The 25,147-nt window shown below is 35.1% G+C and carries 22 protein-coding genes; 4 read left to right on the forward strand and 18 right to left on the reverse strand.

Features of this window, described 5'->3' with window-relative positions; translation table 11 throughout:
• Positions 1-20: 20 nt before the first annotated feature.
• The 10 genes from ABZC13_RS02190 to ABZC13_RS02235 all read right to left on the reverse strand — a co-directional run bounded on the left by ABZC13_RS02190 (position 21) and on the right by ABZC13_RS02235 (position 8,326).
• Positions 21-854, reverse strand: a complete 834-nt coding sequence (locus ABZC13_RS02190; RefSeq protein WP_372999360.1) for a flagellin — start codon at positions 852-854, stop codon at positions 21-23.
• A 68-nt stretch (positions 855-922) separates the two neighbouring features.
• The gene (locus ABZC13_RS02195; protein WP_372999364.1) at positions 923-1,714 is read right to left on the reverse strand and encodes a carbon-nitrogen hydrolase family protein; all 792 of its coding nucleotides are present in this window, start codon (positions 1,712-1,714) and stop codon (positions 923-925) included.
• Between the two features lie 8 nt (positions 1,715-1,722).
• Complete coding sequence (gene xseB, locus ABZC13_RS02200) at positions 1,723-1,911, reverse strand: exodeoxyribonuclease VII small subunit (protein WP_372999367.1); 189 nt, start codon at positions 1,909-1,911, stop codon at positions 1,723-1,725.
• A complete protein-coding gene (locus ABZC13_RS02205; RefSeq protein WP_372999370.1) occupies positions 1,904-3,010 on the reverse strand; it encodes a homoserine O-acetyltransferase in 1,107 nt (368 codons plus the stop codon). Before ABZC13_RS02205 ends, xseB begins: the two co-directional genes overlap by 8 nt.
• Before the next feature lie 105 nt (positions 3,011-3,115).
• Positions 3,116-4,381, reverse strand: coding sequence for an O-acetylhomoserine aminocarboxypropyltransferase/cysteine synthase family protein (locus ABZC13_RS02210; protein ID WP_372999373.1), 1,266 nt, complete (start codon positions 4,379-4,381; stop codon positions 3,116-3,118).
• A 130-nt stretch (positions 4,382-4,511) separates the two neighbouring features.
• Positions 4,512-4,736: an excalibur calcium-binding domain-containing protein gene (locus ABZC13_RS02215; RefSeq protein WP_372999376.1), complete on the reverse strand. Its 225-nt coding sequence runs from the start codon at positions 4,734-4,736 to the stop codon at positions 4,512-4,514.
• Between the two features lie 80 nt (positions 4,737-4,816).
• Positions 4,817-5,563, reverse strand: coding sequence for a hypothetical protein (locus ABZC13_RS02220; protein ID WP_372999379.1), 747 nt, complete (start codon positions 5,561-5,563; stop codon positions 4,817-4,819).
• A 236-nt stretch (positions 5,564-5,799) separates the two neighbouring features.
• Positions 5,800-6,840: a hypothetical protein gene (locus tag ABZC13_RS02225; RefSeq protein WP_372999382.1), complete on the reverse strand. Its 1,041-nt coding sequence runs from the start codon at positions 6,838-6,840 to the stop codon at positions 5,800-5,802.
• A gap of 14 nt (positions 6,841-6,854) precedes the next feature.
• Positions 6,855-7,520 (reverse strand): hypothetical protein, encoded by a 666-nt coding sequence (locus ABZC13_RS02230; protein ID WP_372999385.1) that lies wholly within the window; start codon positions 7,518-7,520, stop codon positions 6,855-6,857.
• Between the two features lie 95 nt (positions 7,521-7,615).
• Positions 7,616-8,326 carry an abortive infection family protein gene (locus ABZC13_RS02235; RefSeq protein WP_372999388.1) on the reverse strand — a complete coding sequence of 237 codons (711 nt, stop codon included), beginning with the start codon at positions 8,324-8,326 and terminating at the stop codon, positions 7,616-7,618.
• 417 nt (positions 8,327-8,743) lie between these two features.
• Here ABZC13_RS02235 and ABZC13_RS02240 point away from each other — a divergent pair, with 417 nt between their 5' ends.
• The gene (locus ABZC13_RS02240; RefSeq protein WP_372999391.1) at positions 8,744-9,109 is read left to right on the forward strand and encodes a rhodanese-like domain-containing protein; all 366 of its coding nucleotides are present in this window, start codon (positions 8,744-8,746) and stop codon (positions 9,107-9,109) included.
• 22 nt (positions 9,110-9,131) lie between these two features.
• Here the strand turns inward: ABZC13_RS02240 and ABZC13_RS02245 are convergent, their stop codons facing one another.
• Entirely contained in the window at positions 9,132-10,595 is a 1,464-nt protein-coding gene (locus ABZC13_RS02245; RefSeq protein WP_372999394.1) for a glutamate synthase subunit beta, read from the reverse strand.
• A 1-nt stretch (position 10,596) separates the two neighbouring features.
• Positions 10,597-15,108, reverse strand: a complete 4,512-nt coding sequence (gltB, locus tag ABZC13_RS02250) for a glutamate synthase large subunit (RefSeq protein ID WP_372999397.1) — start codon at positions 15,106-15,108, stop codon at positions 10,597-10,599.
• Between the two features lie 190 nt (positions 15,109-15,298).
• Between gltB and ABZC13_RS02255 the strand changes: the two genes are divergently transcribed.
• Complete coding sequence (locus ABZC13_RS02255; RefSeq protein WP_372999400.1) at positions 15,299-15,736, forward strand: bacteriohemerythrin; 438 nt, start codon at positions 15,299-15,301, stop codon at positions 15,734-15,736.
• Here the strand turns inward: ABZC13_RS02255 and ABZC13_RS02260 are convergent.
• The 4 genes from ABZC13_RS02260 to ABZC13_RS02275 all read right to left on the reverse strand — a co-directional run bounded on the left by ABZC13_RS02260 (position 15,725) and on the right by ABZC13_RS02275 (position 22,167).
• Positions 15,725-16,234 (reverse strand): RDD family protein, encoded by a 510-nt coding sequence (locus tag ABZC13_RS02260; RefSeq protein ID WP_372999403.1) that lies wholly within the window; start codon positions 16,232-16,234, stop codon positions 15,725-15,727. The two genes, ABZC13_RS02255 and ABZC13_RS02260, sit on opposite strands and share 12 nt — an antisense overlap.
• 95 nt (positions 16,235-16,329) lie before the next feature.
• On the reverse strand, positions 16,330-17,775 hold the full coding sequence (gene guaB / locus ABZC13_RS02265; protein ID WP_372999406.1) for an IMP dehydrogenase: 1,446 nt from the start codon (positions 17,773-17,775) through the stop codon (positions 16,330-16,332).
• Positions 17,776-17,864: 89 nt separating this feature from the next.
• On the reverse strand, positions 17,865-21,470 hold the full coding sequence (locus ABZC13_RS02270) for a transporter substrate-binding domain-containing protein (protein ID WP_372999409.1): 3,606 nt from the start codon (positions 21,468-21,470) through the stop codon (positions 17,865-17,867).
• A 4-nt stretch (positions 21,471-21,474) separates the two neighbouring features.
• Positions 21,475-22,167 carry a response regulator transcription factor gene (locus tag ABZC13_RS02275; protein ID WP_372999412.1) on the reverse strand — a complete coding sequence of 231 codons (693 nt, stop codon included), beginning with the start codon at positions 22,165-22,167 and terminating at the stop codon, positions 21,475-21,477.
• A gap of 151 nt (positions 22,168-22,318) precedes the next feature.
• Here ABZC13_RS02275 and ABZC13_RS02280 point away from each other — a divergent pair, with 151 nt between their 5' ends.
• Complete coding sequence (locus ABZC13_RS02280; RefSeq protein ID WP_372999415.1) at positions 22,319-23,305, forward strand: hypothetical protein; 987 nt, start codon at positions 22,319-22,321, stop codon at positions 23,303-23,305.
• Positions 23,306-23,317: 12 nt separating this feature from the next.
• A complete protein-coding gene (locus tag ABZC13_RS02285; RefSeq protein WP_372999417.1) occupies positions 23,318-23,719 on the forward strand; it encodes a hypothetical protein in 402 nt (133 codons plus the stop codon).
• Between the two features lie 30 nt (positions 23,720-23,749).
• Here the strand turns inward: ABZC13_RS02285 and ABZC13_RS02290 are convergent, their stop codons facing one another.
• A complete protein-coding gene (locus ABZC13_RS02290; protein WP_372999420.1) occupies positions 23,750-24,319 on the reverse strand; it encodes a hypothetical protein in 570 nt (189 codons plus the stop codon).
• A gap of 28 nt (positions 24,320-24,347) precedes the next feature.
• The coding region (locus ABZC13_RS02295; RefSeq protein ID WP_372999423.1) for an ADP-ribosylglycohydrolase family protein at positions 24,348-25,147 on the reverse strand (800 nt) is incomplete at its 5' end.

The following is a 25,147-nucleotide window of genomic DNA, read 5'->3' on the forward strand; positions in this document are numbered from 1 at the left end:
GTAAAGAGTGTTTAGTCTCTTTACTTAAATAGATTCAGTACATTTGCTTGAGCTGCATTTGATTGAGCCTGCGCAAAAGAACCTGTTTGAGATAGTATATTCATTTTAGAGAAGTTTGCACTCTCTGCTGCAAAGTCTATATCTCTGATTTGAGATTCTGCTGAAGCTACATTTATCTGTGTAACAGAAATATTTCTGATGTTAGACATAAGTTGGTTTTGAGCAGCACCCAAGTCAGCTCTCATACCGTCAATACTCTTCATAGCATCATCAATAGTGCTAAGAGATGCAGAAGCTCCTGCTTGTGTTGTTACGTCTATGGCTCCACTAAGCAGTGAAGCAGTTTGTGCATCACCTATAGTCACACTTTGATTCTCATCTGTATTTGCTCCAGTGTGAGTTATAAATGTACCATTACCAGCACTACCACCTGAACCATCAAGAAGATTAATGTCGTTAAACGTAGTGCTTTTTGCAATATTATCTGCTGATTCCATAAGAGAATCTATTTCTTTTTGGATGATAGCTCTGTCACTTGCACCAAGAGTTCCATTTGAAGCCTGAAGCGTAAGTGTACGAACTCTCTCCAAAGTATCTCCATACTCTTGAAGTGCTCCATCTGCAACTTGAAGCATACCTATGCTCTCGTTTGAGTTCATAATGGCACGACCAAGACCAGATACCTGCGCTGATAGTTGATTTGCTATACCAAGACCTGAAGCATCATATGCAGCGTAGTTTATAGCTGAACCAGAAGCGAGTGAACCTAAGCTTTTGTTCATTCCCATGTTACTGAGATTTGAATGAAGGCTAGCATTCATAGCACCTATGTTGCTGTTTATTCTAAAACCCATAATTAATCCTTTAAAGTGGAGTAGTTATCCTTAGTAATTATTATATCATAAGAAGTTATATCTTAATTTTACGTTCGCTTATTAATCATCTCTTTAAAGCCCCAAGAGCGTCTTGAGCTAATCACGTCAGTGTGACTCATATCTACTATCATTAGTTCTTCTTTGTTTCCAAGATGTTCCAACAGCTCCCCGTTTGGCGAAGCCAGCAGTGAGTCTCCATAAAATTTCCAGTCGAAATCTTTGTCAGCATAATCACCTATGCGGTTAGCTCTTAAAATATAGCAGTTATGTACAAAAGCACGAGAAAGTATAAGACTTTTCCATCTTTCGTAAGAGTCAAAAGTAGAGACACTTGGAAGTAAAACACAGTCTATACTTTTAGTTGATAGTTGTGCAAATACTTCATCAAAATGTAGCTCAAAACCACTCATGATGGCAAACTTGAAACCGTCTATTTTAAATACAAGTGGTGACTCTATTGCTTTTGTCTCATTTGCAAAGAATTTCTCTTCATTCCAGTGAGAGTAGTTTATAAGAAGTTGTTGTTGATAGTAAGCGGTGGAAGAGGGTGCGAATTTTGCTACTGTCTTGTAAACTTTTTGTTTTTTAACTATGACTAGCGGAGCAATTATTGTCATGTTATATGTGGAAGAGAGTTCTCTTAAAACCTTGCTTTGATGTTGGGCTTGCTCTTTTATCATAGCGACAGAGAGAGTTTCTAGTTCTTTGAAAAAAGGGTTTAGTATATATTCACCAAGAAGAAGAAGTTTTACACCTTTGTTATGTGCGATTCTTATGTAGTTATAGAGTTTTGTACTACTCATTCCCTGCGCGCTAAGTTGTAGTACTGCTGCTCTCATCTGTAGTCCTAGTTGTTTTTTATCTCTTTGATCTTGATTACTGCATCTTCAAGTATTTTCTGAGCTTGTGATAGTTCACTCATGCCTTTTTCATAGGCCTTTACACTGTTTTGCAGTGTGATTTCAGGATTCATAAGAGTCTCTAAAATCTTTTTTGCATTTTCAAGTTTTGTTTCAAAATCCTGTGTCTTACTCATCTAGTGCTTCCTTTACATAATCTTCAAATTTGTCAAGCTCAACTAAGAAGGCATCATGCCCATAATCGCTGTCTATGTCTATGTAGTTATAATTTTCATTACCAATTTCGCTAAGAGTATCGGCTATTTTTTTCATTTCTATGTTTTTAAAGAGCATGTCATCTCTAAAGCTTATGAGATGTAGTTTTGCTGTTATCTTTTTTAGAGCCTCTGCTAGTGAATCAAAGTCACGAGAAAGATCAAAGATATTGATTGCTTTTGTGATGTACAGATAAGCTAAAGGATCAAACCATTTTGTAAAGTTGTAACCGTTGTATTCTAGGTACGACTCAACTTGGAATTTTCCAAAAAGCTCGTAAAGACCGTCTGTTCTTTTGTACTCTCTGCCAAATTTACTTACCATTGACTCATGAGATAAAAAGCTTATATGACCAGCCATACGACCAACTGCCATACCAGATAAGCCTTGCTCCGTTATAATCTCAGGATCATAATAACCTTGCTTAAAATCAGGGTCTTTCAGGATTGATTCTTGAGCAACCTTGTTAAAAGCAATAGCCCAAGGCTGAGTTGCATGAGTCGCCGCCATGGAGATTATTTTATCTGCAAAATTTGGATAGTGGATAGCAAACTGCAGAGCTTGCATCCCACCCATAGAACCACCGACAATAGCATGAACTCTATGAATATTTAGTCTATCAAAAAGTATGCGTTGAGCTTTCACCATATCTTTGATAGTTACAACAGGAAACTTATAGCGATAGTAGTCGTTGTGATGGTGTTGCATACTCATAGGACCGGTTGAACCAAAACAACTTCCTATGACGTTTGAACAGATTACAAAATATTTGTCAGTATCGATAGCTTTGCCTGGACCTATAAATCCATCCCACCAACCATGTTTAGTCTCACCTTCATAAACACCTGCACAGTGGTGTGAACCAGTAAGCGCATGACAAACTACAATTACATTGCTTTTGTCATCATTAAGCTCACCATATGTCTCATAAGTGATGTCGTAAGGCTCTAAAATACGACCGCTCTCAAGGTAGAGAGGATTAGTAAAGTGTTCAGTATGTGTTTGCAGGTTTAAGGGCAACTTATAGCTCTCCATAAAATAATTATGATATTTTAGCGAAAATGACTTAATACTAATTTTAGTGGAGTGAAAAGGGCATATTATTTTGCCCTTTTGAGGTTGAAGCTAAGCTTCTAAAGCTTGTTCTATATCTGCAATGAGATCTTTTATAGACTCTAGTCCGCAAGAGATGCGGATAAGACCAGATGGAACACCACATGCGATAAGCTCATCAGGAGTTAGTTGCTGGTGAGTTGTAGATGCAGGGTGAGTGATGATTGATTTTGAATCACCGATATTTACAACTAGAGAGTAAAGCTCTGTTGCATCTACTATCTTTGTAGCAACTTCAAAAGAGTCAACTTCAAAACTAAGAAGACCTGAACACTGTCCATCTTCAAAATACTTTTGAGCCATTTCATAGTTTGAGTTGCTTTTTAGTCCAGGGTAGTTTACTTTTTTTACCTTTGGATGCGACTCTAAAAACTCTGCAAGTGCAAGTGCATTTTTAGAGTGTTCACGCATACGAAGAGATAGATGCTCCATACCTTGGATAAATAACCAAGAGTTAAACGGAGAAGATACCGCACCTAGATCACGAAGAAGTGAAAGTCTTGCTCTAAGGCTGTATGGAGGAAGTGGAATATCAGTATAAACAAGACCATGGTAAGAAGCATCTGGCTCATTAAAGTGAGCATACCTGTCGTTGCCTTTTAGTTTGTCAACCAAACCGTTTCTCTCAACCATGATACCGCCGATAGCAAGACCTTGACCGGTTGTGTACTTAGATGCACTGTGAACAGAGATGTCAGCACCAAACTCAAAAGGACGACATAAAACAGGAGTAGCAACTGTGTTGTCTACAACACTTAAGATGCCGTGTTTGTTTGCAATAGCAGTGATAGCTGAAATATCAGCTACATCGATGCTAGGGTTTGTTAAAGACTCAAAAAAGATAACTTTAGTCTTAGCATCTACAAGTGCTTCTATCTGCTCTGGCTGATGAACATCAAAAAATCTAGCTTCGATGCCAAATCTCTTTAGTGTGTGAGCAGTCTGAGTTAAAGACCCGCCGTAAAGCTGTTTAGCACATACGATGTTGTCTCCAGCCTCAGCAGCATTAACAATAGCAAAAAAGATAGCACTCATACCGCTTGAAGTAGCGATTGCCGCAGCACCGCCTTCAAGCTCTGCAAAACGTTTCTCAAATACATCTGTAGTAGGGTTGTTAAGACGAGTGTAGATGTTTCCTAACTCTTTAAGAGCAAACAGATTTGCAGCATGTTCAACATCACGAAACTCATAAGCTGTTGTTTGATAAATAGGAACAGCCATAGTCCCCTGAGAGTCCTTTTCATAACCTGCGTGTAGTGCTTTTGTCTGTAAATCCATTATGTCTCCAATGAAGTGGTTTAAAATATTGGAGTAATTTTATCGAAAATTGCTTAATATAAAAATATGTAATATATCATTGGGATTTAATATGATGAAAAGTGGAGATTCATTCACTGAGGTGTATCTACTAGTGTCCACAATCTCTTTCACATGGTTTCCCATCATTATCACCATCCATTTTTGTATCTGGACAATTGTTAATAAAATAAATTGCTTCTTCGCACGATGTCATCTCTGAGCAATGTTTTCTATCATCACATGTATATTTTTTTTCTTCATCATTTTCATAAGATAAATTATTACTATAAAGTAATGAACTTATAAATGTTAGTGTTAATATAATTTTTTTCAAATTAGCTCCTTGTTCTTCTAACGATTGTCTTGAGAAATAGTTTTGCCCGTTAGGGTAAACTATTTCTCTCCTAGGTTTTGTTATGTATTAATATTTAAATCAATATTAATATGATTTTCTATAAACCAATTTTCTAATTCTACATTAAATTCATTATATATCTCTATTACATCTTTTATTTTAAGGTATCCATCTTTATATGGAAATACAAGTGGCCAAGAAGCTTTTCCAGAAGTTTTATCTTCCATTTTTTTCATCAATAATAGTTGATTTTCTGGTTCAATGATAATTTGTTCAGTAAACCATTTTTTACCCAAGTCTCCAGACTCAAAAAAATACTTTGATGTATTTAGTTTGTTTAATACTTTAAATATTTTTTTTGGGAATAATGGACTTTTGATAATATTGTTATCAACTTCATTAAACCACTCTCTTGCATATATATTCCATTTTAATTGTTGAGTGATAATCTTATTTTCTTCAAGTGCAGAAAGCTCAGTAAAATCAATTATTGAGAAAGGGACAAAGCCACTTAGCATAACTTTATCATCCTGATTACTACTAATGAGTGTAGTATGATTTGGATTGTCTCTCATGTAATTTAAAAATTCTATTACTAATTTCAACTGTTCTTTCAAGACTTCATTTTCAAGTCTATTTTTTTGCCATTGAGTATAAGAAATATATGCCAAAATTAATGTCACAACAATTGCATTAGTTCCAACTAGAGGCATTAAAAGGTTATTAGGAATCAAGCAATAAAAATAAAACTCTAAAAATATTATAGATATTGATAAAAATATTAAAAATGCTAATGTTTTCTTCATATTAATCCTTGTCTTATTTCATACATAACGGGGGCGCGGGTGAGTAACTGCCGTTGGTGAACCTTTTAGGTTTTCCAATGGTTGCTTGCTCCTCCCGCTTGTTATCTGGCGCTGTGCGACAGATGACCAGTGGGTGTTCAACCCGCGCCCCCGTTATCCGGTCACGCAGTGAGCGGATAACGGTTGAAGATAGCCAATAAATTTCCGCTAGGTAATTTATTGGCTACTCTGTTTTGTTAGCTTTTTAAACCCAACTGTTCAATTAATTCAATACTTCCTTTATCAATTTCTTTAATGAGGGCTATATACTTTTTATCCAAAGAAACTAATTTATATTTGTTAGGTTCTAATGATAGTGTAATCAATAAATCAAAGATATCATTTTTAAATAGCTTTGATTCAGAAGTGAATATCTTATATATTTTATTTTCAATAAATTTTATAGCTGGTTCCGTTAGTTTTTTATCATAAAAATTATCAGTTAATTCTATAATTAGTAATTCTAAAGTCTTAATGAATTTTTCTTTATATTTCTTTTTTGCAAAAAAACTAAATGGGTTTTTATTATTTTCGTTATCTCTTTTAACCAATTTATAAAATTTATCTTTTTCAATACATTCTCTAACTTTATTCCCTAGCTCTGCTGGTTTTAAACTATTATCAAATTCTTTAATTTGATAATAGTTACTTAGATATGTAAAAAACAACATATACATTGTATTATAAAATTCATTTGAAAAACTCTGTTGAGGATCGTTATTTGCATAACCATCTTGCAGTTTATTTATAAACTTATCTAAAATATATTCAATATTTCCGCTAAATAATGAATATATGTATTTTTGAAAATCTTTCATTTTTGTTTCATCATCAAATTTATAATTTTCTTTCTCGCTTAAAATATCGAAAGCAATTGGCATAATTATATAAATAAACCATCTCGCAAATTCACTTTCTTTTAGTATTTTTAATTCTAATATTTTATTGATAGTTATGTTTATCTCATCAATATTGTCAGCTAAATAAATTTGATTTAATTGTTCATTCTCAATTGGCACATAACCAATTGAAATTAATTTATACTTATTTTCCATTAATGGCTGTATTATTTTCTTTAATGTGGCTAAATCATTTTTATACTTAATAATACATTCAATTAAAGTTGCTGATGTGATATATTTTTCAAAATTTAAAAATGAATCTTTATTAACTTTTGTATTTTCTGATATTCCAATTAAAGAATAATATATATTAGTATCAATAATTACTTTCTGCATCACAATTTAATCCTTTATTTACTTATTTGCTTATAACTATTTAGTAAATTATAATAGATTTTATTTTTTTCATTACTTAATGGATTTTCTTGTAGATTATTTTTATTTTTAATAATCCAGTCTAAAATTTTTCTATGATATTTATTATAAAAATTTGTTAATTCTTCATTTTCAGAATTATTGTTGTTATCTTCATTATATCTTGAAAAAGATGGATTTGAATTTATATAATTTTCTTTTTTTAACCATTTGTAAATATATAATTCAAATAAGAATTGTTCTTTATTATGAATAAGACTTTCAATATTATTCATTATAAAATTATCGAATTCATTGTATATTTTTATATCGATTAATTTTTGTTTTAAAAGTTTATTATTTATATATTCCAGAAAGAATAAACCACTTTCTATAGCTTGTTTAAATGGATTATTATAAGTTTCAATTTTCCATTTTTCAGAACTAGAATCATCAAAAATCATTTCCATTATTGAAATAATTTCAATGACAATTTTTCCAATTTCTTTGTTATCATTAAATAAGTTATGCTCTAAATTTTTATCTAACATTTTGAAGCATTTATTTAATTCATCAATTTTATCTTTTGTTATATTAGTTATAGTTATATTCATGTTTACAAATATAACTTGGACATTATTTTGCTGATAATTTTGTGTCATATATCTAATTCCTTTTGTAAGCTAACGACTATCTTGAGAAATACGAAGCCGCGCTTTGGCTTCGTATTTCCCTCCAAGTACTTGTTAGATATGAGTTAGTTTTCATGCCATCTTTCCATAATGAAAACAACTAATGTGTGAGCAGAATTAACAGCTAACCTTGCTTCAGATACTGCAATTTTTGGAGGTTCTAATCCTCTACCATGTGCTGAACCTATATGTGTTCTAAACGCACCTATACTATCAACAATAGATGATAGTCCATGTAACATTTTTCGTTGGTCATCACCTAAAAGACGATTAGCATTTAATCCCATGTGTTGTTGAACAGTTTTCCATAAAGGACCAACACTTTGCTTACTTGGCATATCTATTTCATTAAAACTTTCTATATATACTTTACAAAGAGATTCTATTATGGAACAAGATGCTGTTACTGAAGCATGAGGATCAGTATTTATATGTTCAATAGTTCGCTGAAACTCTTTTTCTATTGATCCAAAATCACCAGCTTTCAAATAGTCTTCTAATGTTTTTGTTATTGAACTAGCACCAATTAATGTGATATAGCCATTTGTTTGATAGGATAGTTGATTTTTTTCTAAAGCTATAACTATACGGTCACGTCCCATTTTGACTTCTTCAGAATTATGAGGTTGTAAATCATGGTCCATAAAATCTTGTAGGACAGCTCCTAAAACTTCAAAAGAGTCAATTACGGTATCTTCATTACTGCGTTGTAACCAAACTTTACATTTAACTTCTAGATTTCCTTCTGGTGTATTACCGGGAGCACCTGCTTCCATAAATAAAGTGTCTATTTTGGAATGGCTATAATAATACTTAGAAATGACAGATGAAACTGAACCTATGACCGAATTTGCAATTTTATTACTCAATATATCTCCTGTGTATCTAACTATTTATTCAAGGAACAGTATAACACATATACCTACTAATATTATTATTAAAGGTACATTTAATATGTCCCCTTTAAATTGAAAATATGGCTGATTTTATGACGGATTGTCGTATTTATTAATATATTACATTTATTTTATTAGTATTCTTAAATTATTAATGTCCTTTTATATAGAAATCAGTAGTTATTTGGACAAAATGTCCCTTAAGTTAAATGTATATATTATTTGTGAAAAGACAAGGTTTAAACATTGATTATTTGAATTATTCTACTATAATTCTTAAAAAAAACAGGGTTTCATTTGAAAAAAATTATATGTATATTTATATTGTTATTGACTCTAGGTCTATTTACTGCTTGCTCAAACGTAACTGATGAAGTGTTGATTGAAGCTAGAGAAGCTGTCAAAAATGGTGCTCTTATTGTAGATGTGAGAACACCTGATGAATTTAGACAAAAGCATATTGATGGAGCTATAAACTTGCCTATTGAGGCTATTATGAAAGGCAATATAAAACTTCCAAAAGATAAAGAGATTGTTGTCTATTGTAGAACAGGCAGTCGAAGTAGAGTAAGTGCAAAGGTTTTAAGAGAGCAGGGTTGGACTGTATATGATGTCGCTACACAAGGTGATTGGGAGAGAAAAATAGAGTTAAAGCAAGGCTAAAGCCTCACTTTTAAAAGTTATATTAACGCTTCTCGTAAAGAGATTTACTTCTAGCGTTAAGTAGAGTTGGTTTTTTAGATAGGAACTCATCTACAGCGATGGCACACTCACGTCCTTCGTGGATAGCCCATACTACGAGTGATTGACCTCTACGCATATCACCTGCACTGAAGATGCCCTCTTCTGAAGTTGCGTAGTTGTTTGTTGCTATGTTGCTTCTTGGGTCAGTATCAAGTGAAAGCTCTTCTATCATACCAGTCTGCTCAGGCCCTAAGAAACCCATAGCTAAGAAGATGACGTCAGCTTTAAGTATGAAGTCACTTCCTTCTATCTCATTGAAGCCTTTGTCCCCCCACTCAATTTTTACACAGTTGATGCCAGTTACATTTCCTGCATCATCTTTGATGAATGATTTTGAGAGGATGTCATAGTCTAGAGTACAACCCTCTTCTTGTGAAGTTGATAGTTTGAAGACTCTCGGGTATAGTGGCCATGGCATCGCATCTGTACGCTCTAGTGGAGCTTTTGACATTAGCTCTATCTGTATGATAGACTCAGCGCCTTGACGAACAGAGTTTCCAACACAGTCACTACCGGTATCACCGCCACCGATAACTACAACATGTTTACCAGTTGCTAGTATCTCTTTTTCTTTTGGAATCTCTTCACCTTCGATGCGAGAGTTACACTGAGACAGAAACTCCATAGCGAAGTGGATGTTGTTAGCATCTCTGTTTTCTATTGGCAAGTCTCTTGGAAGAGAAGCACCACCACAAAGAACTACTGCATCGTACTTTTCTTGCAGAGATTTTAGAGAGATATCAACACCGATATGAGCCTCAGTGATAAACTCTACGCCTTCTTCTGCCATGATATCTACACGACGTTGAACAACATTTTTTTTGTCAAGTTTGAAGTTAGGGATACCATAACGAACAAGTCCGCCGATACGCTTATCTCTCTCGTATACAGTTACACTATGTCCAGCTTTGTTAAGCTGATTTGCCACACTTAGACCAGCAGGACCAGAACCAACAACTGCCACAGTTTTACCTGTACATACTTTTGGCATCTGAGGTTTCATCCAGCCCTCAGCGTAAGCTTTCTCGATAATAGAATACTCAATACCCTTGATGCTGACAGCATCGTCGTTCATACCAAGTACACATGCAGTCTCACAAGTTGCAGGACAAACACGACCAGTGAACTCAGGGAAGTTGTTTGTACTCATAAGTGTGCGAAATGCACTCTCCCATTCGCCTTTATATATCTGGTCGTTAAACTGAGGGATGAGGTTACCAACCGGACAACCGTAGTTACTATGACAAAATGGAATACCACAGTCCATGCATCTAGCCGCTTGAGTCTCTAGTTCCGGTTTACTTGGAGGAGTTACAAACTCGTTGTTGTGCTTGATGCGTTCTTCAACTGGAAGAAGTGAAAAGTTTTGACGTTTGTACTCTTTAAATCCTGTTACTTTTCCCATCTTACACCTCCTCCTTTTTTAAAGCTTGTTCTTTCAAGACTCTTTTGTAATCAACCGGCATAACTTTGATGAAGTCAGCTTTAGCACTTTCCCAGTTGTTTAGTAGCTCTGTAGCTTCTTTAGAACCAGTGTATTTAACATAGTCTTCTATCATACCTTTTACTTCTGCTTCATCTGCATCTGTCTCAATCTTGTCAAGGTCAACGCTACCTTTGTTTATACGCTGAGAAAGGTTTTTGTCTTTGTCATAGATATAAGCGATACCGCCACTCATACCGGCTGCAAAGTTTTTACCTATCTCACCAAGGATAACTACTCGTCCACCAGTCATATACTCACAACCATGATCGCCGATAGCACCGACTACAACATTTGCTCCAGAGTTACGAACCGCAAAACGCTCACCTGCTAGACCATAGATATATGACTCTCCGCTTGTAGCACCATAGAAAGATACATTTCCAAGGATTACGTTTTCATTTGCTTCATAAGTAGCATTGTGAGGAGGGTAGAGGATTAGTTTACCACCACAAAGACCTTTACCGAAGTAGTCATTTGCATCTCCCTCTATCTCAAAAGTAATACCGCTTGTTACGAACGCACCAAAACTCTGACCGCCACTTCCCTTAGCTTTAAAGTGGATAGTGTCATCTGGCAGACCGGCTTCTCCATACTTACGAGTAACTTCTGCTGAGAGCATAGTTCCAACTGTACGGTTAATATTACGAAGTATTATCTCTTCTTTTATAGGAGTAGCATCTGCAATAGCACCTCTTGCCAAGTCTATAAGGCGGTTGTCAAGTGCAATGTCTAGACCATGATCTTGCACAGTAGTTTGGTAAGATGTATCATCACTTCTTAGATGAACTCTGTGAAGTAGTTTATCAAGTTGTAGATGTTTAGCTTTCCAGTGAGTAACACCCTCACGAGCTTTTAGTTTATCAGTACGACCAACCATCTCGTTGATAGTTCTAAAGCCAAGTTCAGCCATAACTTCACGAAGTTCCTCGGCCATAAACTTAACATAGTTAACTATGTGCTCAGGTTTACCTGTGTACTTAGCACGCAGGTCTTTGTCTTGAGTTGCGATTCCAACTGGACAAGTGTTTAGATGACACTTACGCATCATCACACAGCCTTCAACAACTAAAGCAGCAGTAGCGATTCCCCACTCTTCAGCACCAAGCAAAGTTGCAATAGCGATATCACGACCAGTACGAAGTTGACCGTCTGTCTGAACAACAATGCGAGATCGAAGACCATTTTTAACCAGAGTCTGGTGAGTCTCAGCAAGACCAAGTTCCCAAGGAAGACCTGCGTGTTTGATAGAAGTCTGTGGAGATGCTCCGGTACCACCGTCAAAACCAGAAATAAGAACAACATCAGAGTGGGCTTTTGCAACACCCGCGGCAATAGTACCAACACCCACTTCTGAAACAAGTTTAGTATTTATACGAGCTTTAGTATTTGCATTTTTAAGGTCATGTATCAACTGTTTGAGATCTTCGATAGAGTAGATATCATGGTGTGGTGGTGGAGATATAAGTCCAACACCCGGAGTCGAGTGACGAGTACGACCGATAATCTCATCTACTTTATGTCCTGGAAGTTGACCACCTTCACCCGGTTTTGCACCTTGTGCCAGTTTTATTTGAATCTCTTCAGAGTTTACAAGATAGTTTGCAGTTACACCAAAACGTCCAGATGCAACTTGTTTTATCTTAGAGTTTTTGTTCGTACCAAATCTAGAAGCATCTTCTCCTCCCTCACCGGTATTACTCTTTGCTCCGATAGAGTTCATAGCAATAGCTAGTGTAGTGTGAGCTTCTTCTGAGATAGAACCGTAACTCATAGCTCCGGTTGCAAAACGAGTGATGATAGAATCAACTGACTCTACTTCGTTTATGTCGATAGGATCTAGTTTCTTAAAGTCAAGAAGTGAACGCAGAGTTACATAAGCCTCTTGAGGTTCGTTGATAAGCTTAGCATATTGCTTGTAAGTCTCGTAACTGTTAGTCTTAGTCGAGTTTTGAAGTAAGAAGACAGTCTCAGGTGTAAAGAGGTGATTTTCTCCGCGTTGACGATATGCATAGTGACCGCCAACGGGCAGGTCATTTGCTTCGATAATCTCACGAGGATAAGCGATAGTGTGACAAAGAAGAGTCTCTTCTTCTATAGTCTCTATGTCTATACCTTCAAGACGAGTAGGTGTCCCTTTGAAGTAGTTGTCTACCAGATTTTGAGAAAGTCCGACAGCCTCAAATATCTGAGCACCAGTGTATGAACGTATAGTTGAGATACCCATCTTTGACATAACTTTGAAGATACCTTTCCCGATAGCTGTGATGTAGTTTTGTATAGCTTGTTCGTGAGTGATGTTCTCATCTATAAGCTTACGTGAACGCATATCTTCAATAGACTCAAATGCCAGGTAAGGGTTGATAGCATTAGCACCATAACCGATAAGAGTTGCAAAGTGGTGGATTGCTCTTGCTTCACCAGTCTCTACGACGAGACCACAGTTTGTTCTGACGCCTTCTTCAATAAGATGATGGTGAACAGCACTGGTAGCTAAAAGCGTAGGGATAGCAGCTTGGTTTATAGAAATACCTCTAGTTGAGAGGATGATTACTTCAAAGCCTTCTTTTACCGCATCACTAGCTTGTTTTATAACTGAGTCAAGAGCTTCTTGCATAGACCCTTTTTTAGTAGAGTCAAAAAGTATGCTTATCTTCTTCGCACGAAAGTTAAACTCATTAACTCCGCTAAGTTTTTCAAACTGCTCGTTAGTTAAAATAGGAGAGTTCAGTTTAATAAATTTACGGTCTTCATCCACTTCCTGAAAAAGATTTCCTTGTGGTCCTATGTAAGAGATAAGTGACATTACCGACTCTTCACGAATTGGGTCGATTGGAGGGTTTGTTACTTGAGCGAAAAGCTGGTGAAAGTAGTTGTAAAGATTTATAGATGCATTTGAGAGAACAGATAGTGCTGCATCGTTACCCATAGAACCGGTTGCCTCATAAGCTGTATTTGCCATCGGTGTAAGGATTACTTTTAAGTCCTCTTGTGTATATCCAAAACACTTTTGACGTTGAAGTACAGTCTCGTGGTTTGGCTGTTTTACTTCGTTGTTAAGTTTTAAGTCATCGAGGTTTATCTTTTGTTTTTTTATCCAATCACAATATTTATGAACACCTGAGATATTTGCTTTTATCTCATCATCGCTTATAATACGACCTTGCTCTAAATCTGCCAAGAACATCTTACCAGGTTGCAGTCTACCTTTTAGAACTATATCCTCAGTTGGAAACTCTAGGGCACCTTGCTCAGATGCCATAACTAGGATGTTGTCTTTTGTAAGAAAATAGCGTGAAGGGCGAAGACCGTTTCTGTCAAGAGTTGCACCAACTATTTTTCCATCAGTAAAAGCAACAGAAGCAGGACCATCCCAAGGCTCCATGAATGTTGCGTGGTACTCATAGAATGCTCTACGTTGCTCATCCATCTCAGCATCTTTCCAAGCTTCTGGAATCATCATCATCATAACGTGAGCAAGTGGTCGACCACCAAGAGTCAGAAGTTCTACTACATTGTCAAGAACTGAAGAGTCAGAACCCTTAGCTTCGTTGATGAGGTAAGGATAGATCATCTCTAGCTCTTCCTCAGAGAAAAGTTTTGATTTGAGCATAGATTGTCTTGCTCTCATCCAGTTTATATTTCCGCGAAGAGTATTTATCTCACCATTGTGTGCTATGTATCTAAATGGCTGTGCAAGTGGCCATGAAGGGAAAGTATTTGTAGAGAAACGACTATGAACTAAGGCAATAGCCGACTCATAATCAGGCTCACTCAAGTCTGGAAAGTATAAAGGAAGTTGCTCCGTTATAAGCTGACCCTTGTAAGAGATAGTCTTGTGTGACATCGAAGGCATATAAAAATATCCGGTACCGTTTATTGGTGAAGCAGTTACTTTTGACTGCGTATATTTACGGATTACAAAAAGTTTACGTTCAAAAGCCTCTGCATCTTCAAGTTCAGGGTTTCTTTTTACAATAACTTGATGTACATAAGGTTCAACGTTTTTTACTGTATATCCAAGTGATTCATTCACAGTTGGAACTCTTCTCCAACCGATAAACTCTTGTCCAAGTTCTTCGATACAGTTTTCAACGATAGTCTTACACTCTGCATATGCTTGGGGGTCTTTTGGTAAAAATACAACACCAACACCGTAGTGACCAAACTCCGGCAGGTCTATACCATCTTCTTTTAAAACTCTGCGTAAAAATTTGTCTGGCATCTGAGTAAGGATCCCGGCGCCGTCACCTGAGTTTTTCTCAGCTCCTACAGCACCACGATGTTCAAGGTTTATAAGAAGTTCAATTCCCTTGGCTACAATATTATGAGAAGCTTCTCCTTTAAGATGAGCAACAAAACCTACACCACAAGCATCATGTTCAAACTCCGGATCATAAAGACCCTCTCTCTTTGGTAAATACTCGGCTTTCATAGTTCTCCTTTTCACAATAACTTACGCAGATGTAATAATAATAATTTCTTAAAATAATATCTAAAGTAATATTAAATACCCATTCAGTTTGTGAAGAGAAAATAAATAAAAATTGATAATTAACAGCAGATATAAAAAGGGCTTATGATAAAATGCAGTGTAAATAAATTATAATTATGGAGCTTGATAAATGTCATCTAGTCAAAAAGTGCCTTGGGATGATAGATATAAGCTAGGAATCGAGAATATCGATGCTCAGCATGAAAAACTATTTGAGTTAGTAAACAGACTATTTGAACTAGAAGATTCAAATAGTAATAAAGAAGAATTGAGAACTATTTTATACGAGTTTAGTGACTATATGCAGACTCATTTTCGTGATGAAGAAGAGTATATGTCTATGATAGAATTTCCTGAACTTGAAGAGCATAAAAAACTACATCAAGAGATTGTAGAAAGTCTTGCACAGATAATTTCTACACCTGCAAAACTAAATATTATTAAGTCAAAAATGAGAATAGTGTCAAAGCGCGCTTTGATAGATCATATCATGCATGAAGATACTAAGCTAAATATATTTTTGGCTGAGCAAGAAGATGAGGATATATTTGATATCTCAGATATCTAAAAGAGGCTTAACGGCTTCTTCATCGTAAATAACTACAGTTCCAGCTAGGAGGTCATGAAGGCCTCTTTTATCTTCTCTAAAAGCTACCATTAAAAAACCTATAAGAAGAGCTAAAGTAGAAACAATATAGCCAATAGAGCGAGTTATGGCCTGTTTATTGTCTATGTCTTTGTGAGTATTTGCATCTACTATCTTGATATGAACAAACTTCTTACCGGGAGTAGCTCCTCTCCAACGTCTCCAAAAAACCATAGTCACGATTAAAACTGCAAACTCAAAAAGGAGTTCCCACTTCATTGACATCTGAGGTTGAGATGTTAAAGCTTTAGCATTTCCACTCATAGCCATTTGTAAATTTTGTTGATATTGTGAAAAGTCAAACCAGTTGCCATCACTTAGAAAGTAGATGACTATAGCCACCGGCAGAGCTAGAAAGAGAGTATCTAAGAATGAAGCAACAAAGCGAATCCAAAATCCTGCGTGTCTTACTTCATTCATCAGTTTCTTCCTTGGGAGAACTTTACCTCGAAAGAGGTAAGCTTTAGTGCCTTAGCGGCTAGCGTAATAAAGATGGGCTTTTGCTCATCTTTATGTTACACATGATAATTAGGCGCTTCTTGAGTGATGATAACATCGTGAACATGAGACTCTTTAAGTCCAGCACTTGTAATCTCAACAAACTCAGCTTTTTCCCAGAAAACTTCGATACTTTTACTTCCACAGTAACCCATAGAAGAACGAAGTCCACCCATCATCTGATGAACGATTCCGGCAATACTGCCTCTAAAAGGAACGCGACCTTCAATCCCTTCTGGAACTAGCTTGTCAGCTGCAGTTCCTTCTTGGAAATATCTGTCAGTTGAACCTGTTTGCATAGCACCGATACTACCCATACCGCGGTACGATTTGTATTGACGACCTTGGAACATGATAGTTTCACCAGGAGACTCTTCAGTACCTGCTAATAATGAACCAGCCATAATACATGAAGCACCAACAGCTAAAGCTTTAGCAATATCTCCAGAGTATTTAATACCACCATCAGCGATAACAGGAACACCATGTTTTTTTGCAGCTTCAGCACACTCAGCTATAGCAGAGATCTGAGGTACACCAACACCCGCAACGATACGAGTAGTGCAGATTGAACCAGGCCCGATACCGATTTTTACGCCATCTGCACCAGCTTCGATAAGTGCTTCAACAGCTTCAGCAGTAGCGATGTTACCGGCAATAACATCAACTTCCATAGTCTCTTTAATCTTTTTAACAGTATCTAAAATACCTTTTGAATGACCGTGAGCAGAGTCAAGAACTAAAACATCACATCCAGCATCTACAAGAGCTTTTGCACGGTCAAGTTGACCAACACCGATAGCTCCACCAACAATTAATCTGCCAAATGCATCTTTATTTGAGTTAGGGTATTCGATACGTTTTTTGATATCTTTAATAGTAACTAGACCTTTTAAGAAACCATTTTCATCAATGATTGGAAGTTTTTCTATCTTGTTTTTATGCATGATGTCCGCTGCATCATCAAGAGAAATTCCTTTTGTTGCAGTGATAAGAGGCATTTTAGTCATAGTGTCTTTTGCAAGTTTTTTCATGTCTTTCTCAAATCTCATATCACGATTTGTAAGAATACCAAGAAGTTTATTGTGACCGTCGATAACCGGAACTCCTGATATCTTATACTCTGCCATAAGTGCATCTGCTTCTGCAAGTGTTGCATCTGGATGAACATAGATAGGATCTATGATGATTCCGCTTTCGCTCTTTTTAACTTTAGTGATTTGCTTAGCTTGAGTCTCGATATCCATATTTTTATGAATGATACCGATACCGCCAAGTCTAGCCATAGCGATAGCAGCTCTGTACTCGGTTACAGTGTCCATAGCAGCAGAAACCATAGGAATTTTAAGTGAAATATTACGAGTTAATTTACTCTCTAAAGATACTTCTTTTGGTAATACTTCTGAATATTGTGGTACTAACAGTACATCTTCAAATGTTAGGGCGCGTTTACGAATTCTCATGGTTATCCTTTGGTGCTAAGAATATAATATGCTTATTTCTTTATAATTTTCGGATTATATCTTTTTTGTGGTTAAAAATAGGTAAAGTCTTATTTTAGCTCATCAATTACAGAGTTAAATTCATAAAATATTTTTGAAGTAAGGGTTTTATTTTTCTTTTCTATCGAATATTCCAAATTTTCTATAATAAAAAAAAGTTTTTTAGCACCAAAAAGGTTTAAACGTCCTTTTAAGGTATGTAATAATTGTAAAACTTTAATAAAATTCTCTTCCTCATAATAAGTGTAAATCTCATCTCTATCTTTTGAAATATTGTCTAGAAAATGTTTTAGTGCTGTTAAAAAGCTCTCTTTATTTAGCCAGTAAGAATAAAGGTCTTTAGTAAACTCAAGACCTTGAATAGATTCTAGTTCAGCTAACCATATAGACTCTGTTTTCTTAGCTGATAAAGCTTTATTAACGAGTCTGTCCGGAAAATATTCCAGTAAAACAGCCTGAATATCTTCGAGTTTAAAAGGCTTGTTAATATGAGTGTTGAGACCTGCATCCAGACTGCGTCTATGCTCTTCTTCTGAGGCGTAAGCACTTACTGCTACGATAGGTAAGTCTGTATGTCCTTCATTTCTAAGTATTTTTGTAGCTGTTAGCCCATCCATAACAGGCATCTGAATATCCATAAAAACAATGTCATAATCATTGTTTCTGATCATAAGAAGTGCTATCTCTCCATTATGAGCTGTGCTTACTTCGAGACCTAAATGCTTAAGTAGTTCAGTTGCTACTTCTAGATTGTCATCATTATCTTCGACCAGTAATGTCTTTATGTTTTTGAAGTGAGGCTTAGTGTTTTGTAGAGATGTTTTAGAATCTACTTTTACATTAGAGATATCAAATGTCAATTCAAAAGAGAAGGTACTTCCTTCGCCATACTCACTCTGTACATCTATTTTACCACCCATTATCTCAACAAGTTCCTTACATATGGCAAGGCCTAATCCTGTACCGTCTTCTCTCTTTGTTGTGCTGTTATCTACTTGTGTAAAGTGATTAAATAGGTCTACTATATCTTCTTTTTTTATTCCTATTCCTGTATCTGAGACAACAAACTCTACATGGCAATTTTGAGGGTTCTTGTTTGTTGCAAAAACACTTACATAGATAGATCCATTTTGTGTAAACTTAATAGCATTATTTACAAGGTTGATCAAAATCTGTTTGATACGATTTGGATCTCCAAAGAGATATTTTGGAAGATTTTCGTCAATCTCATACTCCAATAATAGACCTTTTTCTTTCGCTTTTAACTCAAGCAGTTCTATAGTCTCTCTTACTGTTTCAATTGGCTCAAATGATACATTCTCAATAGTTAACTTTCCTACCTCGATTTTAGAAAGATCAAGTATGTCTTCAAGAAGTGAAAGCAGTGAATTGGTTGCCTTTTTAACTCTTGAGAGATAATCTCTTTGTTTGTCATTTAAGTCTGTGTTTGAAAGTAGTTTAGAAAATCCAAGTATGGCATTCATAGGTGTCCTGATTTCGTGACTCATGTTAGAGATAAATATACTTTTAGATTGGTTGGCAGATTCAGCATACTCTTTTGCTTTTGCAAGGAACTTATTTGCTTTAGATAACTCATCTGTACGTTGAGCAACCAACTCAACTAAGCGTGTTTTATGGCGAAGTACTTCTTTCTCAAAATGTTTTCTCTCACTAATATCCAAAATGGAAGCAGTCTCACCGAGATATTTTCCATTTTCATTATAAATTGCATGTATAAAACTTAGGGCATCCACCACCTTACCTGATTTGCTAACGTAACGTTTTTCTATTTGATATTTTGTAGTAATACCACTAATAGATTTATCAATCATATTTTTTGAGTTAGATAGATCATCCGGGTATGTAACATCAATAATCGTCAGCTTATTTACTATTTCACTTTCATCATACTCCAGCAAGTTACAAAACTCTTTATTGACACGAGTAAATCTAAAGTCTGCTCCACTTACAGCAATAGCATATAGGGAGTTGTCAAACAAAGAACGGTAATACTCCTCATTTTGTGCCAGTTGCAGTGTACGCTTATCAACTTTACGTTTTAGACTGAGATTCCATAAAATAATCAAGATAATGATTAGTAGTGCAAAAGCGAGATATTTGAATAGAACCATATAGTTCGTTCCATGCTCATAGTGAATTGTCATCCAGCGATTATATATAGCATCTTTTTCAGGTTGTTCTATAGAGTCTAAGGCTTTTTGAAGGATTTTGGCAAAGATGGGCCAGTCGTTACGTACAGCCATATACCTGTTGTATGTATATGGAGTCTCACCAACTATGTTTACAGTAGTGATGTGAAGATTCATTATATGGTAAGTAGTAGTTACAATATTACCTATAAAGGCGTCTACTTCATCATTTAGAAGCATCTTAAGTGCTTGTGATGATGAAACAGTTACTTGTTTTATTTGTGGATAATCACGCTTTAACCATTTAGAAAGTGCATAGCCATTTTCAACAGCAACTACTTTACCTTTTAGATTAGCTAACTTAGGTATATACGGCTTGTCATAACGTGCAAAAATATTTATAGGCATAGAAAGATAAGGCTGAGTGAAGATTGCAACATCATTTATCTCCTTTGTAGCTTCTGCAGATGAAATCATTGATATGTGTTTATCTTTTAATGCTTCTATATTTTTATCCCAGGAAGACTTATTTGTAATATTGAAGTTGATACCTAATAAAGATTCCAGATGCTTGAGGTAGTCAATAGAGATACCTTGAAATACTCCTGCTTTATCTCTAAACTCTACAGGTGTTTTCTCTGAATCAGCCACTATCTTTATCACTTGATGTTTTTTCAACCAGATCTGTTCTTCTTGAGTTAAATCAATTTTTGCCTTTGTAACATTAGATAAGTTCATCCATTTGACAGTAATAGCGGTAATCTGCTTCTCACTTATAGTCTGTATAGTTTTATTTAAAATGCTATGAAGTTCTTGGTGCTCTGGGTTTATACCAATGTGTACACCGATATTGGATTCTGCAATGAAAGCAGGTTTAAGATCTACCATTAGATATTTCTCAATTAAATATGGATAAGTTCCATTTCCAATCATCGCATCAGCTTCTCCTGAAAGTACTTTTTGCATCTGTTCTAAAGGAGTATTGACTATTATTTTTTCTATACCGCCTATCTTGTTTAAAAAGTAATCTCCAACTCGGCTACTACCCAAAAGAGCAACTCTTTTCCCTATCAAATCATTTTCATTTTTTATAGTATATAGATTTTTTTTCATAGTAAATACGTAGTAAGGCGTATTCATATAGGGTTTTGTAAGAAGATATTGAGTTTGATTTTTTGGAGTTTTTAAAACTGAACTGTGACCATAGTTCCCTTGCTTTTTAGTGTGTTTGTGTACTGATTGATCTGATTCCAATATTTCAAACTTGATTTCTTGACCAATAGCCCGGTTAATATGCGAAAATAATTCTACTAAGATGCCAGTATGATTTCCATCAGCTCCTTTCATAGAAAAAGGCGGCATATTTGAAACGGCACCAAGCTTGATATTTGGGTTTTGTTTAAGCCATTGAGTCTCTTCATTTGTCAGTTTTATTTGTACTGCATCAGCAAAAGAGTGAGCACTTAAACTTAGTAAAAAAAGTACAATGAGCAAAATTTTATTCATATGATTATTCTATTAACAACTTAAGACCTACACGAGAGACAGAAACAATAGAGTCTTTTCCAACTTTTTTACGCATTCTATATAGTATATTTCTAAATGCTGAGTCAGAAATCGGCTCATCCGGATTTAGTGTATGCTCGATTGTAGTTTTATATACAACCTTGTTTTTATGCATGATTAGAAGATCTAGAAGTTTTACTTCACTTAGACTTAGAGATATTGTCTTTCCGTAAGAAATTAGTTCATTAGATAAAGGGTAGTAGTTTACGTCTTTGCTGATTTTGACTAAGAACTCACCTTTTCTATCTAGATGCCTTAAGCTCTCGATTAGTGTTTCAGTGATGCTTGTGGTACTTACGGGTTTTACAAGATAATCGACCAAGTTTAATTTTATGGCCTTCATTAGCATCTCTTTATCGTTATGTATAGAGGTTATAAATATAGGAATACGGTAGTTTATTTTTCGGATTTGTTGACATAACTCTAAACCACTCATACCCGGTAGCTCTATGTCTGTTATGAGAATATGCACATGTTCTGAGTTAAATATCTTGAGTGCATCTTCGGCATTGAAACTATGAAATACATTTTTAAAATAATGGCTCAAAAGAACCATTGTCTGTTCCGCGACTATGGGATCATCTTCTATGTAAAGAACATTTAAATTTTTTAATATTTTCAAGTTTAATGCATTCATTTATCTCCTTGCAATTATAAATATTATAAGACATGCTGACTAAAAATAAACTGATAGTGTATTAATGGAATAGTACAAATAAATGACGAGACTTTTTTGAGACAACTTTTAAGGATAATTATAAGGTAATAAAATAATATAAGCAGGTTTTATGAGTAAGATAAAATGTATACAACTAGATAGTGCTCAAAGTGATGTAATAGCTGACTTGCTAACAACAGAGCATTCAAAAATACTCAATAAATGGAGAGAACAAAAGCGTGTTCAAGAAGTTTTAAACAATCATACTATTAGTATAGATTTCTTTATTAAGCACTTTGGTTCCAGAGTATTAGACTATTTTATCGATGTTTTACGTGCTAAACAGGAAGCTGGATGTTGTCCTGTGATAATTGTAATGCTAAAGTTTTTTTCAAAACATGGCATTACTTTAGATGAGATTTACTATATATGTTCAGGTATGAGAAATACGGTTGTAGATGTACTTATAGAAAATGATATATATTATTCTGAGATACTATTTAAAGAAACTATCGATCTTTTTGATATGAATTTTTCCGGAGTTATAAAAGAATACATAGAAATATCTCACGGAATAAGTCAAAAATGTTCGCCAAAAGAGCTTTTAACGTCTTCACTTAGTGAAGTTGATTTAGAAGAATATTTTGCGCAAGAACATGATGATGGAGAGGAAAAAGTGATATTTCGCACTGATGATGCTGATGACATTATTGAGTTTTTGAGTGAAATATCTGAACACATATCACTTGCTTCTATCAACTCAAATCCAGATGAGCTTTCATTAGTAGCTAATAGTTTAGATAAAACTTCTTCGGTTTTACTGCGTTACTCTCCTTATTTAGATGAACTTGCAATTAGTATGAAAGAACTTTCCAAATCAATCATAGAAAATACGGCTCTTTTTATGGAAGTTCTTAAAAACTACAATGAAGACCTACTCAAACTCTTTGATGCAGTTGTAAGAGATATGGATAGTTATGTTCAAAGGTTTAGTGTTGAAAGCATTGCAATGAAAAATACACACCACATACATGAACCTACAACACTTAGCATCAGACAAATTATTACGATGTTTGCACCTCATGAAGTCCAAGAGGGTGAGATGGAATTTTTTTAAAAAGGTAAGACAATGAAAGAGATTGACTATATTTTACAAAATAACAACTTGTTATTAATAGGAAAAAAGTCTTATTTTGATGATCATATTAACTACTTTAACGATGTATTTTATAGTGTAAGAATAGCTGAAGATGAAGCTACTGCGCGTAAAATGATAGACTCTGAAATGTTTAATGTAATTATTACAACAAATGTAGCCGGTGCTTTTGATACTAGGTTTATTAGTAAGATTACAAAGAAGTACAAAGATATCTTAACTGTACTCCTAGTTGAACCATGTTTTGAGTCATCTAACTTCATCGTAGATATAAAAATGGACTTTTACTGTAGTAAAGACAAGTTAAACAAAATGTTTAAACACTGTCTATACTTTAAACAAAACAGAAAAGAAGAGAGACTTCTTAACGATTAATCAACGTCAGCATCTGAGCATACAGAAAACTTATTTCCGATCAAAGTGATATATTGAGCTGTTGCTTTTAGGCTTTTTATTTTCCCAGCTTAGGTATGAAGTCTTTAGATGCTTACCGTTGTTTGTAATTTCATGAATAATAGTATGAACATGATCTTCATCAGACTGGCATATTTCAGTAGTCATATCGCAGTCAAATTCGATTCTGGTTGGAGTACTCTTTTTAAAATTTGCTATAAACTCCGGTTGATTTTGTTTTACACAGTAGTGAGTTGCTTTAATCTGCTCACACTCTATATCTTTACAGTGATACATCGTCACCATCTGTTTTGGAGAGTCTGGAAGCAGGTCTTCTTGTATAGTACTTTTTTTACCAATAGATTTAAAAGATATCCCAGTTTTGTTTGTACCGACCATCGGTAAGACAGCTTTATGTTTATATGAGTTAGTACCAGTCTGCTTATCGGCGGGTGAGAGAACCCACTCTCCCTCAAGTGATTCCATCCATTCATATATATCATATGCATCTGCATCTTTTCCATGGCAAGATGCTGTAAGAAAAAGAGTAACCAACAAGCCTATAATGATTTTTTTAAACATAGTTATTCCTTGAAAAATTATTAGAGTATTATACCAAGGATAGATAATTTTTCATATCTTCTATTGTGTTGATATCTTTCATCCATTCATCTGGAAGTTCAAAGTCATCTTGTGTTGCTAAAATCATAGCGACAACCATACCTCTTGCAGAAGAGTCTCCACCTGCTTTTGCATTTTTTTGCATAATCGTTTTAAAATCATCTTTTAATGATAAAAGATGAATAACTCCGGCAAAACCGCCGTCAATTCCACAAGCAGGACCAAACTCTCTAATAGTAGTGAATGTATCAGCATCTTTGCTGTTTACTCCTGCATCTATCCAAGTTGACAAGTCAGGATATTTACTTTTTAGCAGCTCTATGTTTTTTTTGATATCTTGATTCTCTTTTGAGTCCCACAGTAGTTCTGCAAAAAATGCAGTTGAGTTTATGGCTAGTTTAGAGTTGTGAGTTATCTCTGTGAACTCTTTAGCTCTTTTGAGAAATGTGTCTTTTGTATCTGCGTCTATAAGTAAAGGTGCTATATGTCCACAGATGCTAAGGTCATTTGACTCTGAACCAATCTTAACTAAAGCACTGCGTGTAGCTCCATCTACGTAACCATCATAGTTAGACATCTTCTCACTCCAAAATTGATAATAGTCATTTTTATCAAACTCTTTGTTTTGGGACATATACTCTAAAAGATAAAGTGCCTGATCTCCATAGTGAGTAAAGTCACCTTTTGCTTTACCTTTATGCCACATTGACTGAGCTTTGTTGAGTGTTTCCCAGTTTATTGGTAGATTTTGAATCTGTTCTTCTTCATAAACCCAATGAGCACCAAGTG

This window comes from Sulfurimonas sp. (assembly GCF_041563035.1).
In the GTDB taxonomy this organism is placed as follows: Bacteria; Campylobacterota; Campylobacteria; order Campylobacterales; family Sulfurimonadaceae; genus Sulfurimonas.

Bases quoted from the DNA above. Each gene is read 5' to 3' on its own strand.
- ABZC13_RS02290 (WP_372999420.1), bottom strand. From the start codon at position 24,319: ATGTTTAAAAAAATCATTATAGGCTTGTTGGTTACTCTTTTTCTTACA.
- ABZC13_RS02285 (WP_372999417.1), top strand. From the start codon at position 23,318: ATGAAAGAGATTGACTATATTTTACAAAATAACAACTTGTTATTAATA.
- ABZC13_RS02245 (WP_372999394.1), bottom strand. From the start codon at position 10,595: ATGGGAAAAGTAACAGGATTTAAAGAGTACAAACGTCAAAACTTTTCA.
- ABZC13_RS02270 (WP_372999409.1), bottom strand. From the start codon at position 21,470: ATGAATAAAATTTTGCTCATTGTACTTTTTTTACTAAGTTTAAGTGCT.
- ABZC13_RS02235 (WP_372999388.1), bottom strand. From the start codon at position 8,326: ATGGAAGCAGGTGCTCCCGGTAATACACCAGAAGGAAATCTAGAAGTT.
- ABZC13_RS02195 (WP_372999364.1), bottom strand. From the start codon at position 1,714: ATGAGAGCAGCAGTACTACAACTTAGCGCGCAGGGAATGAGTAGTACA.
- xseB (WP_372999367.1), bottom strand. From the start codon at position 1,911: ATGAGTAAGACACAGGATTTTGAAACAAAACTTGAAAATGCAAAAAAG.
- ABZC13_RS02255 (WP_372999400.1), top strand. From the start codon at position 15,299: ATGTCATCTAGTCAAAAAGTGCCTTGGGATGATAGATATAAGCTAGGA.
- ABZC13_RS02190 (WP_372999360.1), bottom strand. From the start codon at position 854: ATGGGTTTTAGAATAAACAGCAACATAGGTGCTATGAATGCTAGCCTT.
- guaB (WP_372999406.1), bottom strand. From the start codon at position 17,775: ATGAGAATTCGTAAACGCGCCCTAACATTTGAAGATGTACTGTTAGTA.
- ABZC13_RS02210 (WP_372999373.1), bottom strand. From the start codon at position 4,381: ATGGATTTACAGACAAAAGCACTACACGCAGGTTATGAAAAGGACTCT.
- gltB (WP_372999397.1), bottom strand. From the start codon at position 15,108: ATGAAAGCCGAGTATTTACCAAAGAGAGAGGGTCTTTATGATCCGGAG.
- ABZC13_RS02230 (WP_372999385.1), bottom strand. From the start codon at position 7,520: ATGACACAAAATTATCAGCAAAATAATGTCCAAGTTATATTTGTAAAC.
- ABZC13_RS02275 (WP_372999412.1), bottom strand. From the start codon at position 22,167: ATGAATGCATTAAACTTGAAAATATTAAAAAATTTAAATGTTCTTTAC.
- ABZC13_RS02225 (WP_372999382.1), bottom strand. From the start codon at position 6,840: ATGCAGAAAGTAATTATTGATACTAATATATATTATTCTTTAATTGGA.
- ABZC13_RS02220 (WP_372999379.1), bottom strand. From the start codon at position 5,563: ATGAAGAAAACATTAGCATTTTTAATATTTTTATCAATATCTATAATA.
- ABZC13_RS02280 (WP_372999415.1), top strand. From the start codon at position 22,319: ATGAGTAAGATAAAATGTATACAACTAGATAGTGCTCAAAGTGATGTA.
- ABZC13_RS02260 (WP_372999403.1), bottom strand. From the start codon at position 16,234: ATGAATGAAGTAAGACACGCAGGATTTTGGATTCGCTTTGTTGCTTCA.